Consider the following 13506-nt stretch of genomic DNA (forward strand, 5'->3'; position numbering starts at 1 on the left):
GTCAGGACGGGCTCGTGTTGCTCTCCCCGCCGAACGCCTCCAGAATCCGTTCCGCGGCCAGCGTCGGCGTCAACTCGCCTTCCCTGACCCGCCGTTCCAGGTCGGGGGCCAGTGCCCGGACCGTGGGGTCGGCGTTGAGACGGCCCAGGAGTTCGTCGCGGACCATGGTCCAGGTCCAGTCGACCTGCTGGTCCCGGCGTCTGGCCGCGAGCCGCCCGGTGGAGTCCAGCAGGGTGCGGTGCTGCTCCAGCCGCTCCCAGAGGACGTCGAGGCCGGCCGACTCGCGCGCACTGCAACTGAGCACCGGCGGCGTCCAGAACGCGTCCTTGCCGTGCATCAGCCGCAGCGCGCCCGCCAGTTCACGCGCGGCGGCGCGGGCGTCGCGTTCGTGCGGGCCGTCCGCCTTGTTCACGGCGATCACATCGGCCAGCTCCAGGACACCCTTCTTGATGCCCTGCAGCTGGTCGCCGGTGCGGGCCAGCGTGAGCAGCAGAAACGTGTCGACCATGTTCGCCACGGCCGTCTCCGACTGTCCCACGCCGACCGTCTCGACCAGCACCACGTCGTAACCGGCGGCCTCCATCACGACGATCGACTCACGCGTGGCCTTCGCGACCCCGCCGAGCGTCCCCGCGGTGGGGGAGGGCCGTACGAAGGCCGCCGGGTCGACGGCCAGCCGTTCCATCCGCGTCTTGTCACCGAGGATCGAACCGCCCGTACGGCTCGACGACGGATCGACGGCCAGCACGGCCACCCGATGCCCGAGCCCGGTCAGCATCGTGCCGAACGCGTCGATGAACGTCGACTTGCCCACGCCCGGCACACCGCTGACACCGATCCGCCGGGCCCTGCCACTGTGCGGCAGCAGCTCGGTCAGCAACTCCTGTGCCAGGCCGCGGTGTTGCGGACGGGTCGACTCCACGAGGGTGATCGCGCGGGCCACGATCGCGCGCTTTCCGTCGAGGACGCCCTTCACATAGGTGTCAAGATCGATCACAGCTCGTGCCCGAGGTCGGCCGACAGCCGCTTGACCAGGTCGTACGCCGCATCCGGGATCACCGTCCCCGGCGGGAACACGGCTGCTGCGCCCATCTCCAGGAGCGTGGGCACGTCCTGGGGCGGGATCACCCCGCCGACCACGATCATGATGTCCTCGCGGCCCTCCGCCGCCAGTTCCTCCCGCAGCGCCGGCACCAGCGTGAGGTGACCGGCGGCCAGCGAGGACACGCCCACGATGTGCACGTCCGCCTCGACCGCCTGGCGGGCCACCTCCGCGGGCGTCTGGAACAGCGGGCCGACGTCGACGTCGAAGCCGAGGTCGGCGAAGGCGGTGGCGATCACCTTCTGGCCGCGGTCGTGGCCGTCCTGGCCCATCTTGGCGACCAGGATGCGCGGGCGGCGGCCCTCGGCCTCCGCGAAGGCGTCCACCAGGGTGCGGGTGCGGTCCACGTTCGGGGACTCGCCTGCTTCGTTGCGGTACACGCCGGAGATCGTACGGATCTGGCTCGCGTGCCGGCCGTATACCTTCTCCAGGGCGTCGGAGATCTCCCCGACCGTCGCCTTCGCGCGGGCCGCGTTCACCGCCAGCTCCAGCAGGTTGCCCTCGCCCCCGGCGGCCCGGGTGAGCGCGTCCAGCGAGTCCTGGCACGCCCGCTCGTCCCGCTCCTCGCGCAGCCGGCGCAGCTTCTCGATCTGCTGGGCGCGCACGGAGGAGTTGTCGACCTTGAGGACCTCGATCGCCTCGTCGCTGTCCACCCGGTACTTGTTGACGCCGATGACCGGCTGCCGCCCGGAGTCGATCCGGGCCTGGGTGCGGGCCGCGGCCTCCTCGACCCGCAGCTTGGGGATGCCGGCGTCGATGGCCTGCGCCATGCCGCCCGCCGCCTCGACCTCCTGGATGTGCTGCCAGGCCCGGCGCGCGAGGTCGTACGTCAGCTTCTCGACGTACGCGCTGCCGCCCCACGGGTCGATGACCCGGGTCGTGCCGGACTCCTGCTGGATCAGCAGCTGCGTGTTGCGGGCGATCCGCGCGGAGAAGTCGGTGGGCAGCGCGAGCGCCTCGTCGAGGGCGTTGGTGTGCAGCGACTGGGTGTGGCCCTGGGTCGCCGCCATCGCCTCGACGCACGTGCGCGTGACGTTGTTGAACACGTCCTGCGCGGTCAGTGACCAGCCGGAGGTCTGCGAATGGGTGCGCAGGGACAGGGACTTGGAGTTCTTCGGGTCGAACTGCTTGACCAGCTTGGCCCACAGCAGGCGCGCCGCGCGCAGCTTGGCGATCTCCATGAAGAAGTTCATGCCGATCGCCCAGAAGAAGGAGAGGCGAGGCGCGAACGCGTCCACGTCCAGGCCCGCTTCACGGCCCGCTCGGATGTACTCCACGCCGTCCGCGAGGGTGTACGCCAGCTCCAGGTCGGCCGTGGCACCCGCCTCTTGGATGTGGTAGCCGGAGATGGAGATGGAGTTGTAGCGGGGCATCCGCTGCGAGGTGAAGGCGAAGATGTCGGAGATGATCCGCATCGACGGCTTCGGCGGATAGATGTAGGTGTTGCGGACCATGAACTCCTTGAGGATGTCGTTCTGGATGGTCCCGGCCAACTTCTCGGGCGGCACGCCCTGTTCCTCGGCGGCGACGATGTAGAGCGCCAGCACCGGCAGCACGGCGCCGTTCATCGTCATCGACACGGTCATCTTGTCCAGCGGGATGCCGTCGAAGAGCTGCCGCATGTCGTAGATCGAGTCGATCGCCACGCCCGCCATGCCGACGTCACCGGTCACCCGCGGGTGGTCGCTGTCGTAGCCGCGGTGGGTGGGCAGGTCGAAGGCGACCGACAGGCCCTTCTGACCGGCCGCCAGATTGCGCCGGTAGAAGGCGTTGGACTCCTCGGCGGTGGAGAAGCCCGCGTACTGGCGGATCGTCCAGGGCTGGTTGACGTACATCGTCGGGTACGGGCCGCGCAGATACGGGGCCATGCCCGGGTAGGTGCCCAGGAAGTCCAGGCCCTCCAGGTCCTGCCCGGTGTAGAGCGGCTTGACCGTGATGCCCTCCGGGGTCTCCCAGAGCAGGTCGTCGCCGTCGGCGGCCTTCTTCACGGCCGTATGCCACTCGTCGGGGCCGCCGTCGGCGGTCGGTACCCCGAGTTCGATCCCGGAGAAGTCGGGGACGTTCATCACGACACTCCCATGCGGTCGAGGGCGGCGGTGAGCAGGGCGACGGCGTCGCAGCCCGCGAAGACGTAGGCGTCGACACCGGAGTACTGCCCGGGGCGGCCGGCGAGGAACACGTGCTCGGCGCCCGCCGCCCGCAGTTCGGCGGCGACGGAGTCCGCCTGCTCCTCGTACAGCGCGTCGCTGGAGCACAGGCAGACCTCGCGCGCCCCGCTGTCCGCGAAAGTGCCCTCGGTCGCGGGCTCGATGCCGCCCGCCTGGAAGAGGTTGGCGGCGAAGGTGAGCCGGGCGGTGTGCGCGGCGGCCGGGCCCAGCGCGGCCAGATACACGCGGGGCCGGGAGCCGGTCGCCGCGAGGTGGGCGTCGGAGCGGGCGCGCAGCGCCTCGAACGCCTCGTCGCGCCGCACCCGCGGCAACCCGCCGGACGGCGGCTCGGGCGCGGGCTCGCGCACCACCGGCCTCTCGGCCAGATGCGGGAACTCGCTGACGCCCGTGACGGGTTCGCGGCGCTTGGCGAGCTTCGCGCTGCGCACTGCCCAGGTCTCGGCCAGCCGCTCGCCGACCATGCCCGAACGCAGCGCGGCGGCGTGACCGCCGGCCTTCTCGATGCTCTGGAAGAACTCCCAGCCCGCGTGGGCGAGTTCGTCGGTGAGCCGCTCCACGTACCAGGAGCCGCCGGCCGGGTCGATCACCCGGGACAGGTGCGACTCCTCGATGAGGATCGTGGAGGTGTTGCGGGCGATCCGGCGCGCGAACGCGTCCGGCAGGCCCAGCGCGTGATCGAACGGCAGCACGGTCACCGCGTCGGCGCCGCCGACCCCGGCGGCCAGCGTGGCCACCGTCGCGCGGAGCATGTTCACCCACGGGTCGCGCGGCGTCATCATCACCGTGGAGGTGACGGCGTGCTGCACCTGCTGCCCCGGAGCCCCGCACACCTCGGCGACCCGCGCCCACAGCCGGCGGGCCGCACGCAGCTTGGCCACGGTCAGGAACTGGTCGGCGGTCGCCGCGTACCGGAACTCCAGCTGGGTACAGGCCTGAGCGACGCTCAGCCCGGCCCCGGTCAGCTCCCGCAGATACGCCACGCCGGTCGCCAGCGAGCAGCCCAGTTCCTGCGCGGCCGAACCGCCCGCCTCGTGATACGGCAGCGCGTCCACGGTCAGCGCGCGCAGGCCCGGATACGCGTCCGTGCACTGCCGGGCGAGCCCGGTCGCCTGCGCCATGTCGTACGACTGCCCGGTGCGGGCCTCGTATCCCAGCGGATCGGCGCCCAGGTTGCCGCGCACCGCCTCCGGCGCGACGCCCCGCTCCTCGACGACGCGCAGCAACTCCCGTGCGGCGGGCTCCACTTCGGCGCCCGCTTCGAGGACCACCGGGGCCAGGTCGAGGTACACGCCGTCGAGTACCGAGGCGAGTGAGGAGACCGGGATGCCGAAGTCGCCGACGGCCAGCCACAGCGAGGTGACGCCGTTCTCCAGGTCGGTCAGGACGGCGCTGCCGTCGGCCGCCGCGTGTCGCTGGCGTACGTCCCAGCCGCCGGCGGTGTTGCCCTCGGGCCTGCCGCCGCGTACGAACGGGGCGAAGCCGGGCAGGCCGGGGTCGGGCGCGGCGTCGCGCGCGGTGTACAGGGGGCGGGTGGTGAGCCCGTCCTCCAACAGCGTGGACAGGGCGTTCTCCGCGGCGTCCCCCGAGACTTCCTTGCCCGACTTGCGCAGGACGCCCGCTACGAGGCGTTGCCACTGCTCATGTGTCGCTTCCGGGAACTCGGCGGCCAGGGAGAGCCCGTCGTCAGGCAGGACCGTCATGCTCGGATGCTAGGTCAGATCGACAAAGGAGCAGCAGGGGGCGCGGCTGTGACCTTGCCCTCTCCATATCTGTGACCTCGGCCTCGCCGGGGCGCCTTGAAGCCCTGCAGGTCGGCTGTCAGGGCGGCACGCGCGCGTCGGCGAGGGGCGGATGCCGCGGGGCGGGGAAGCCGCAATCGCCCGCCTCCAGGCGGAGATGAAGCACGCCCCACCGGGTCTCAGGCCCAGCCGAAACGGCGGTCCACCACTGCCGCGAACTCCTCGAGGGTGAGTACAGCGTCGCCGTTCTGGTCGGCGGCGTCGAACAGGGCGGAGGAGGCGTTCTCGTCTCCCACGGCCCAGACGGGCAGATCTCCTGACGCGGCCAGAGACGGGCCCTTCGTCCGCAGGGCGATGATCACCTCTTCGCGGGTCAGGGTTCCGTTCTCGTCGAGGTCGAGCGCCTCGAACAGCTTGCGGGCCTTGTCGCTCATCGCGTCACCCTCGTTCCTGTCGTCGGCACGCGGGCCGGCCCTTCGTGGTCTCGCACGAAAGACGCTTCCGCTCTCGTCCAGGTTGCCTCCCCCGGCGAACCCATGGCCAGCCGGTTTTCGGTAGGTGTCCGGGTCTCGGGCGCCGCATCGCCGCCCGCTCACTCCTCGGCCGGATCGAGGCCCGCACGGTCGAGCAGTTCCTCCAGGATCATGCGCTCGCCGGGGGTGTATGTGGCCGGCATGTCGTCCAGAATCGAACGGAGAGCCAGCACTCGGCGACGCGCCTCACGAGCGCTGCCCGGGTCGCCCGGGAGGTCGTCCGTGTCCGCCTCTGTCGTGATGGCCGCGATGATGGCCTCGCGTGTCTGGGCCGAGACGCCCAGGTCGCGCTCTTCGGGCTTGAGTGCCAGCAGGGCGAAGGTGACGCCCATGCCGGCCCCGTGGACCATCTGAGCCGCCCGCTCGACGGGGACCGTCAGGCGTCCCGCTCTGGCGACGCGCTCCAGGATCTCGCGCAGCAGGCGATGCGCCTCCTTGGCGGCCTCGGACTCACCGCCCGGCTGCGGCTGCCCGTACATCAGCAGGTAGTGCGCCGGGTTGCCGAGGCCGAACTCGATGTGCATGTCCCAGCCCGCGCGCAGGTCGTCGACGGGATCCGCGGACGGTGCCCGGGAGCTCTTCTGCTTGAGGTACCGGGTGAAGCCGTCGGCGGCGGTTGCCGCCAGCAGGCCGTCCATGTCGCCGAAGAGGCGGTAGATGGTCGGCGGCTGAACGCCTGCCGCGGTGCTCACCGCTCGCGTGGTCACCGCGTCCCTGCCTTGTGCGACCAACAGGTCCGCGGCGGCTGCGACGAGTCTCTTCCTGAGGTCCGCTCGGGACTCTGCTCTATCTGCCACGAATCAATGATAACGAGCTCTCGATATCGCTGTTTGCGTATCGATGGAATCGGTGTATCGTTATCGATGGAAACGCCGGGGGAGGCGTTGAGGGAAACAGTGATGACGGCAGTGAGTCGTGAGGCCGCCGACAAGAGGGAGCACACCATGAGCACCACACCGGAGCAGCGCGTCGCGATCGTCACCGGCGGCTCGCGCGGGATCGGCCGCGCGGTCGCCGAGCGGCTTGCGGCGGACGGCCAGACCGTGGCGGTCGTCTACGCCGGCAACAAGACGGAGGCCGACAACACGGTCGCCGCGATCCGCGAGGCAGGTGGCCGGGCCGCGGCCTACCAGGCCGACGTCGCCGACGAACAGGCGGTGGCGGCGGTCTTCGACAGCGTGATCGCCGAGTTCGGGGGAGTGGACGTCGTCGTCAACTCCGCGGGCATGATGGCGCTGGCCCCGCTGGCCTCCTTCGACCTCGACGTCCTGGACCGTCTACACCGCACCAACATCCGCGGCACCTTCGTCGTCAACCAGCAGGCAGCCCGCCATGTCCGCCCCGGCGGCGCCATCATCAACATGTCCACGTCCGTCACCAAGCTCGGACTGCCGACCTACGCCGCCTACGCGGCCAGCAAGGGCGCTGTCGACGCCATCAGCCTCGTCCTGGCGAAGGAACTGCGCGGACGGGACATCACCGTCAACGCGGTGGCCCCCGGCCCCACCGCCACGGCACTCTTCCTCGACGGCAAGGACGAGGACACCATCGACACCATGGCCAAAATGAACCCGCTCGAGCGGCTCGGCACCCCCGAGGACATAGCCGAGGTCATCTCCCTCGTCGCCGGCCGCGGCCGGTGGATCAACGGCCAGACCGTCTACGTCAACGGGGGCATGGTCGCCTGATCACCACCCCACCCATGGCCACGCCTGAAGGAACCTGAGCCGAGCGGTCCGGATCAGGCGAGGCGCATCAACGCCGACGGCGGTTGCGGGCGATCAGCCACATCAGATACGGCGCGCCGACCGCCGCGGTGAGGACGCCCACCGGCAGCTCGACCGGGGAGAACAGGCGGCGGGCCAGCAGATCGGCCACGAGCACGATCGAGGCCCCCGTAAGGGCGGAGGACAGCAGGGGAATCTGGGCGGTGCGGGTCAGACGGTGGGCGATCTGCGGAGCGAGCAGCGCCACGAAGTCGACAGGGCCGGCCGCGCCGGTCGCCACGGACGCCAGGACCACGCCGAGCCCGGTGAGACCCAGCCGGACCGGACCGAGCCGTACGCCCAGCGCCGTCGCCGTGCTGTCGTCCAGGCACACCATGCGCTGAGCGTGCGCCGCCCACAGCAGCGCCGGGACCAGGACCGCAACGACCAGCGCGAGCGGCGCGGCCTGGTCGTAGCCGCGGCCGTTGAGCGAACCGGTGAGCCACACCTTGGCCTGCTGGGCGACCAGATAGTCGCCCTTGGTGAGGAACAGCCGGGTCAGCGAACCGAGCGCGATCGACACACCGATACCGACGAGAACGAAGCGTGTGGCGTGCAGGCCGCCCCGCCAGGCGAAGACATAGACGAACACGGCGGCCGAGAGCCCGCCCGCGACCGAGACGTACGGCAGGACGGAGTACGACGTGATCCCGAAGGTCATCGCGGTCACCGTGGCCGCGCCCGCGCCGTGCGTGACGCCGATGACGTCCGGACTGGCGAGGGAGTTGCGGGCCACGGTCTGGATCAGCGCGCCGGAAACACCGAAGGCGGCACCGACGAGGAGCCCCGTCACCAGTCGGGGCAACCGGAGCGTGCCGACGACGAGTTCGTCGGGGCTCGGCTGTCCCAGCAGCACCCGTACGACCTCCGTCGGGGAGACATACGACTCGCCCACGCACAGGGACGCCACCACCGTCACCGCGAGCACGACGGCCAGCAGGACCGCGACGGCACAGGCCCGTCGGTGCAACAGGAAGCTGACGTCCCCCGCGCGGGCGACGGTGTACCCGGAAGGGCGGAGGCGACGCGGGGCCGGGGTGGGGGCGGTTCGCTCCAGGGGCTGGGTCACGCCGGCACCGTCGCCTTTCTCCGTACCAGCGCGACCAGGAACGGCACGCCGAGCAACGCGGTCATCACGGCCACCGGCACTTCCGACGGCGCGAAGACGACACGGCCGAGCACGTCCGACACCAGGATCACTGCGGGGCCGAGCAGGGCGGACAGGGCCAGGACCCACCGGTGGTCGGCACCGACCAGCGCCCGTGCGATGTGCGGGACGGCGAGCCCGGTGAACGCGATCGGACCGGCGACCGCGACGGCGACCCCGGTGAGCACGGTCGCGGCGAGCGCGCCCAAGCCTCTGAGCAGCGCGACCGGGTGACCGAGCCCCCTGGCCACGTCGTCGCCGAGAGCGAGAGCGTCCAGACCCCGCGCCAGGACGGCGACCAGCAGCAGCCCCACGAGCAGGAACGGCCAGGTCTGCGCCGCGACTTCGCCGTCCCGGCCGCCGATCGAACCGACGTCCCAGAAGCGGAACTCGTCGAGGGCGCGGGCGTCGGTCGTGACGATGGCGGAGACGACGGAGGCGATGAAGGCGTTCATCGCGGCCCCGGCCAGCGCCAGTTTGACCGGGGAGGCGCCGCCGCGCCCGCTGCCTGCCACGGCGTACGCGACCACCGCGGCGAGTCCCGCACCGGCGAACGCGAACCAGACGTAGCCGGCGGGAGTGTGCACCCCGGCAAACGCGATCGCGCAGACGACGCCCAGCGCGGCGCCCTGGCTCACGCCGAGGATGCCTGGCTCGGCGATCGGGTTGCGGGTGATGCCCTGCATGACCACCCCGGCCACCGCGAGGGCGAGCCCGACCATCACGCCGATGACCGTGCGGGGAACCCGCAGCGCGCGCACGACCTGCGCGTTGTCGCCGGTGCCGCCGTGCAGCAGGGCGTCGAACACCTGGGCCGGGGGGATCTGCCGGCTGCCGAGGGCGAGACTGAGCAGCACGGCGAGGAACAGCAAGAGGGTGCCGACGACCGTCCAGCCGATGCGCCGCCGGGTGGCATGGGACATGCGTTTCCTCTTGCTGTTCCTCTTGTTGCTGTTGCCGATCGACCCTACTTGGTCAGGTACTTCTCCAGGTCCGCGAGGACCTCGTTGGCTGCGGTGACGCCCAGGCCCAGATACCAGGTCTCGTCCGGCACGTCGTACGCGTGGCCCTCCTTGACCGCCTTCAGGTTCTTCCACAGCGGGTTGCTCTGGGCGCGAGACTTGTCGGTGGCCTTCGCGTCGCCGTACACGCCGGTGAAGATGTAGTCACCGTCGGCCTGGTCGATGTTCTCGGCGCTGACCTCGGCGGCCAGGTCCTCGATGTCCTGGTTCTTCGGGCGCGGGATGCCGGCGTCCTTGAGGATGGTGCCGATGAACGAGGCGTTGGCGTAGAGGCGGATGACGCCGTCGGGCAGGTAACGCACCATCGACACGGTCGGCTTGTCCGCGCCGAGCTTGGCGTCGAGCTCCTCGACCTTCTTGTCGTACGCCGCGAGCTGCGCCTTGGCCGCAGCGGTCTTGTCCAGGGCCGCGGCGTTCAGGAGGTAGTTCTCCTTCCAGGTGAAGCCGGGGCGCAGGGAGAAGACGGTGGGCGCGATCTTCGACAGCTCGTCGTACTTGTCCGCGGCGCGCAGCTGGCTGCCGAGGATCAGGTCCGGCTTGAGACCGGCGATCGCCTCCAGGTTGAGGTTGTTGATGGTGCCGACGTTCGCCGGGGTGCCCGCGTCCTTCTTCAAGTAGGAAGGCAGTTCGGGGGAGCCCTCGGTGGGTGCGAGACCGACCGGCTTGATACCGAGCGACACGACATTGTCGAGCTCGCCGACGTCCAGGACCACGACACGCTTGGGCTGGGACTCGATGACGGTCTCGCCCATGGCGTGTTCGACGGTCCGCGGCCACTCGCCCGGCTTGGCGTCGGTGCCCATCTCGGCGGTCTTCTTCGCGGCGTCCGCGAATTCGTCGCCGCCCTGAGCCACGGCCTTCTTGTCCCCGGCTCCCGCCGCGGGCTTCTTGTCTGCGCTGTCGTTGGAACCGCCGCAGGCCGCGAGGGACAGAGCGGCGGCGACGGCAAGAGCGACGGCGGCAGTGCCGCGGCGCCGGTGAAGCATGGCAAGGCTCCCTATGGGTACACGCTGTTTTCGGCCCTTAGGCCAGCCTCACCTTATCTGGATCTTTCGTGCGCCATACACGCGGATCTGTGTGGTTCCTGTCACGGTCCTGTGGCGCCGACGTGCGCTTCCTTGACGCCCTGAGCCGACAGGGCGTCAAGGAGGTTCAACACGCGGGCGGCTCAGGTCAGTGAGCAGGTGGAGCCGTTGAGCGTGAAGGCAGCGGGGTTGGGGTTCGTGCTGCCCTTGGTGGCCGTGAAGCCGAGCGTGACCGAGCCCGCCGGGGCGATGGCCGCGGTGTACGAAGCGGAGGTGACGCTCACGTCGGTGCCGCTCTGCGTCGCGGTGCCGCCCCACAGGTTGGAGATGCGCTGGCTGTCGGGGAAGGCCCAGCGCAGCGTCCAGCCGTTGATCGCCGAGCTGCCGGTGTTGCGGATGACGATCTCGCCCTGGAAGCCGCCGGGCCACTCGTTCGTCACGTGGTAGGCGACACCGCATGTCGCCGACGTACCGCCGGAGGAGGTCGTGACCGTCACCGTGCCGGAGCGCGGGGAGCGGTTGCCGGCGGCGTCACGGGCGTAGACGGCGAAGGTGTACGAGGTGGCGGGGGCGAGGCCGGTGAGGGCGGCGGAGGTACCGGCCGTGCTGGTGACGGGGCTTTCGGTGCCGCCACTGACACGCACCACGTCATAGCCCGTGACGCCGGTTCCGTCGTTGGCGGCGCCCCAGGCCAGCTTCACCGACGACGAGGTCACCTCCGAGACGGTGGGTGTCCCGGGCGCGGTCGGGGGAGTGGTGTCGCCCCCGCCCGAGGCGTAGACCGTGGCTTCCTTCGAGGTGGCGGCGATGCCGTTGGCGCCGTTGAAGATGCGCCGGCCCCAGGAGCTGAGCCGCGTGGGGTCGAAGTCGATCGCCAGGTCGAGGACGGGGTCGGTGTTGCCGCTCCAGGACCAGGCCAGGTAGCCGAGCTGGAGCTGCTGGGCGGCGGCCATCATGGTGTCCTCGTCCGGGTCGCCGTACTGGTCGGGCGGACCTCCGAACTCGCCGACGAGGAGGGGCAGTTTGGCGCTCACGAAGGCGTTGAGGTAGTCCGTGATCTCCTGAGCGGTGTCGTAGACGCTGTACATGTGGATCGAGAAGATCAGGTTGCCGGTGGGGTCGGCGTTGTAGACGGTCTGGGCGTTGGCGCGCATGACGCCCTGCCAGTCCTGGCCCCAGTTGGGCGCGTCCACCATGATCGTGTGCGCGAATCCGGCGGTGCGCAGCTTCTTGACGGCCGCGATCGTGGGATCGGTCCAGCCGGCGGGATCGGTGTTGCCCCAGGGCTCGTTGCCGATGTTGATGATGACGTAGTTCTCCTGGCCGGTGAGCACGTCCTTCAGGCCGATCCAGTAGTCGGCCGCGTGATCGAGGGTCCCGGCCGCGGCCTCCTCTCCGTAGCCGGTGGTGTCGTGCACCTCCAGCACACAGATGAGCCGGTTGGCCTTGCACTGGGCGATAACGCTCGCCACGTCCTCGGCGCTGTTCTTCGTCCAGCGGTGGCCGTCGGAGAGGACGACGCGGACGGTGTTGGCACCCAGCGCCTTGACGTCGGCCAGGGACTGCGTTTCGCCCGGGTACCAGGTGTGGGCGTGGTTGACGCCGCGCATCACGAAGTCGTTGCCGTTCGCCTCCACCAGCCGGCCGTTCTGGATGCGGATGCCGGTGGCCGCCGCCTGGGCGGGCGTGGCGAAGGAGAGCAAGGGGACGAGCAGGCCCAGGAGGGCGGCCAGGACGGCGGCCAGTCGTGGGGCACTGCGGGTGGGGGATCTCATGGCGGCTCCGAAAGGTGGGATGGGGTGACGGTGCGTCAGGATGACGCGGCGCGCGCCGTGCACGTGACAGTCGCCGACGGAGCGCCGGCCGTTGCCGGGGTGCTGGCGATGAAGCCGAAGGTGGCGCTCGCACCGGGCGGGAGGGCGCCGTTCCAGGCCGCGTTGGAGACGGTGGCTGTGTCGTCCGACGCTGGGTCGAGGGTGCCGTTCCAGACCTGGGTGAGGCGGGCGCCGGGCGCCGGCACGACCGTCGCGGTCCAGCCGGAGACGGCCGAGGCGGACGCGTTGGCCACTGTCACTTCGCCCTGGTAGCCGCCCTGCCAGGCGGACACGGCACGGAAGGAGGCGGTGCAGGCGGACGGGTCACCAGGATCACCCGGGTCGCCGGGATCCCCAGGGCCTGCGTCGAGGAGCGCCGCCAGAGCCGGATACCAGCGGGCGGCGATCTTCTCGTCGCCGGAGGCGCTGGGGTGCACGCCGTCGTAGGTGTCGGTGGCCGTGTCGAAGCCCGTCCACTGGTCGACCACGGTGACCGGGGAGCGACTGGTGCTCGTCGTCCGGGCCCACTCGGGGATCCGTGCGTTGAAGTCGACGACGCGTTGCGCGCAGCCCGTGCAACTGCTCGGGTTCATCGGAATGATCTGCGCGACCAGGATCCTCATGTCCGGGTTGGAGACCCGTATCTGCTCCACCAGCTTGGTGTAGGAGGCGAGGATGCGGTCGGGGGCGATGGCGCTCCACACGTCGTTCGTACCGAAGTGCATGACAACGATGTCCGGAAGGGTGGCCGCCAGTCGGGCCGGCAGCAGGTTCTGGTCGGCCACGTTGGTGACCAACTCGCCGCCATGGCCCTCGTTGTCCCCGTCGTACGGCTGTCCGCAGCCCTGCGGGCCGAGGGTGCCGACGAAGTCGATGTCCGTATATCCGGTGCTCTGCAGCCGGTTCCACAGCACCGCCCGCCAGCAGCCCGGCGAGCCGGTGATGGAGTCGCCCAGCGGCATGATGCGCACGGGCTCCGCCGCCCGAGCGGCCGCGGCCGGCGGTGCGAGGGCCACTGCGAGGGGCAGGAGCAGGGCGGCCAACAGGCCGAAGAGCGGGAGGAGCGGGAGGAGCCGTAAGCGTGAGTGGCGGGTGTCGCGCATGGTGTTCCCTTCCCCGAGTAGGTGGGAGCGCTCCCATGGGGACATGAAGCCACTGTTGTCATTGACGCGTCAAGAGGTGGGAAGTAC

The 13506-nt window shown here is 70.6% G+C and carries 11 protein-coding genes; 1 reads left to right on the top strand and 10 read right to left on the bottom strand.

Annotated elements, in window-relative coordinates; all coding sequences use genetic code 11:
• Position 1 precedes the first annotated feature (1 nt).
• The 5 genes from meaB to ADL12_RS00155 form a co-directional block, all read right to left on the bottom strand.
• On the bottom strand, positions 2-997 hold the full coding sequence (meaB, locus tag ADL12_RS00135) for a methylmalonyl Co-A mutase-associated GTPase MeaB (protein WP_062697080.1): 996 nt from the start codon (positions 995-997) through the stop codon (positions 2-4).
• Complete coding sequence (gene scpA, locus ADL12_RS00140; RefSeq protein WP_062697082.1) at positions 994-3168, bottom strand: methylmalonyl-CoA mutase; 2175 nt, start codon at positions 3166-3168, stop codon at positions 994-996. Before scpA ends, meaB begins: the two co-directional genes overlap by 4 nt.
• On the bottom strand, positions 3168-4970 hold the full coding sequence (locus ADL12_RS00145) for a methylmalonyl-CoA mutase family protein (protein WP_062697084.1): 1803 nt from the start codon (positions 4968-4970) through the stop codon (positions 3168-3170). The genes scpA and ADL12_RS00145 overlap by 1 nt, the downstream gene beginning before the upstream one ends.
• Positions 4971-5188: 218 nt before the next feature.
• Entirely contained in the window at positions 5189-5443 is a 255-nt protein-coding gene (locus ADL12_RS00150; RefSeq protein ID WP_062697086.1) for an EF-hand domain-containing protein, read from the bottom strand.
• Between the two features lie 158 nt (positions 5444-5601).
• Positions 5602-6339 (bottom strand): TetR/AcrR family transcriptional regulator, encoded by a 738-nt coding sequence (locus tag ADL12_RS00155; protein WP_062697088.1) that lies wholly within the window; start codon positions 6337-6339, stop codon positions 5602-5604.
• Between the two features lie 147 nt (positions 6340-6486).
• Here ADL12_RS00155 and ADL12_RS00160 point away from each other — a divergent pair, with 147 nt between their 5' ends.
• Positions 6487-7230 carry an SDR family oxidoreductase gene (locus ADL12_RS00160; protein WP_062697537.1) on the top strand — a complete coding sequence of 248 codons (744 nt, stop codon included), beginning with the start codon at positions 6487-6489 and terminating at the stop codon, positions 7228-7230.
• Between the two features lie 67 nt (positions 7231-7297).
• On the opposite strand, the gene ADL12_RS00165 is transcribed toward ADL12_RS00160, so the two are convergent.
• The 5 genes from ADL12_RS00165 to ADL12_RS00185 form a co-directional block, all read right to left on the bottom strand.
• Positions 7298-8377, bottom strand: coding sequence for a FecCD family ABC transporter permease (locus ADL12_RS00165; RefSeq protein ID WP_244187716.1), 1080 nt, complete (start codon positions 8375-8377; stop codon positions 7298-7300).
• Positions 8374-9378, bottom strand: coding sequence for a FecCD family ABC transporter permease (locus ADL12_RS00170; RefSeq protein ID WP_062697089.1), 1005 nt, complete (start codon positions 9376-9378; stop codon positions 8374-8376). Before ADL12_RS00170 ends, ADL12_RS00165 begins: the two co-directional genes overlap by 4 nt.
• 44 nt (positions 9379-9422) lie before the next feature.
• Positions 9423-10463, bottom strand: a complete 1041-nt coding sequence (locus ADL12_RS00175; protein ID WP_062697091.1) for an ABC transporter substrate-binding protein — start codon at positions 10461-10463, stop codon at positions 9423-9425.
• 182 nt (positions 10464-10645) lie between these two features.
• Positions 10646-12277 (bottom strand): cellulase family glycosylhydrolase, encoded by a 1632-nt coding sequence (locus tag ADL12_RS00180; protein WP_062697093.1) that lies wholly within the window; start codon positions 12275-12277, stop codon positions 10646-10648.
• 35 nt (positions 12278-12312) lie between these two features.
• The gene (locus ADL12_RS00185; RefSeq protein WP_062697095.1) at positions 12313-13419 is read right to left on the bottom strand and encodes a GDSL-type esterase/lipase family protein; all 1107 of its coding nucleotides are present in this window, start codon (positions 13417-13419) and stop codon (positions 12313-12315) included.
• Positions 13420-13506 lie beyond the last annotated feature (87 nt).

Origin of the sequence: Streptomyces regalis (assembly GCF_001509475.1) — a bacterium.
Lineage (GTDB): Bacteria > Actinomycetota > Actinomycetes > Streptomycetales > Streptomycetaceae > Streptomyces > Streptomyces regalis.

Coding starts and splice junctions, on each gene's coding strand:
- ADL12_RS00145 (WP_062697084.1), bottom strand. CDS start 4,970: ATGACGGTCCTGCCTGACGACGGGCTCTCCCTGGCCGCCGAGTTCCCG.
- ADL12_RS00170 (WP_062697089.1), bottom strand. CDS start 9,378: ATGTCCCATGCCACCCGGCGGCGCATCGGCTGGACGGTCGTCGGCACC.
- ADL12_RS00160 (WP_062697537.1), top strand. CDS start 6,487: ATGAGCACCACACCGGAGCAGCGCGTCGCGATCGTCACCGGCGGCTCG.
- ADL12_RS00175 (WP_062697091.1), bottom strand. CDS start 10,463: ATGCTTCACCGGCGCCGCGGCACTGCCGCCGTCGCTCTTGCCGTCGCC.
- ADL12_RS00185 (WP_062697095.1), bottom strand. CDS start 13,419: ATGCGCGACACCCGCCACTCACGCTTACGGCTCCTCCCGCTCCTCCCG.
- ADL12_RS00150 (WP_062697086.1), bottom strand. CDS start 5,443: ATGAGCGACAAGGCCCGCAAGCTGTTCGAGGCGCTCGACCTCGACGAG.
- scpA (WP_062697082.1), bottom strand. CDS start 3,168: ATGAACGTCCCCGACTTCTCCGGGATCGAACTCGGGGTACCGACCGCC.
- ADL12_RS00180 (WP_062697093.1), bottom strand. CDS start 12,277: ATGAGATCCCCCACCCGCAGTGCCCCACGACTGGCCGCCGTCCTGGCC.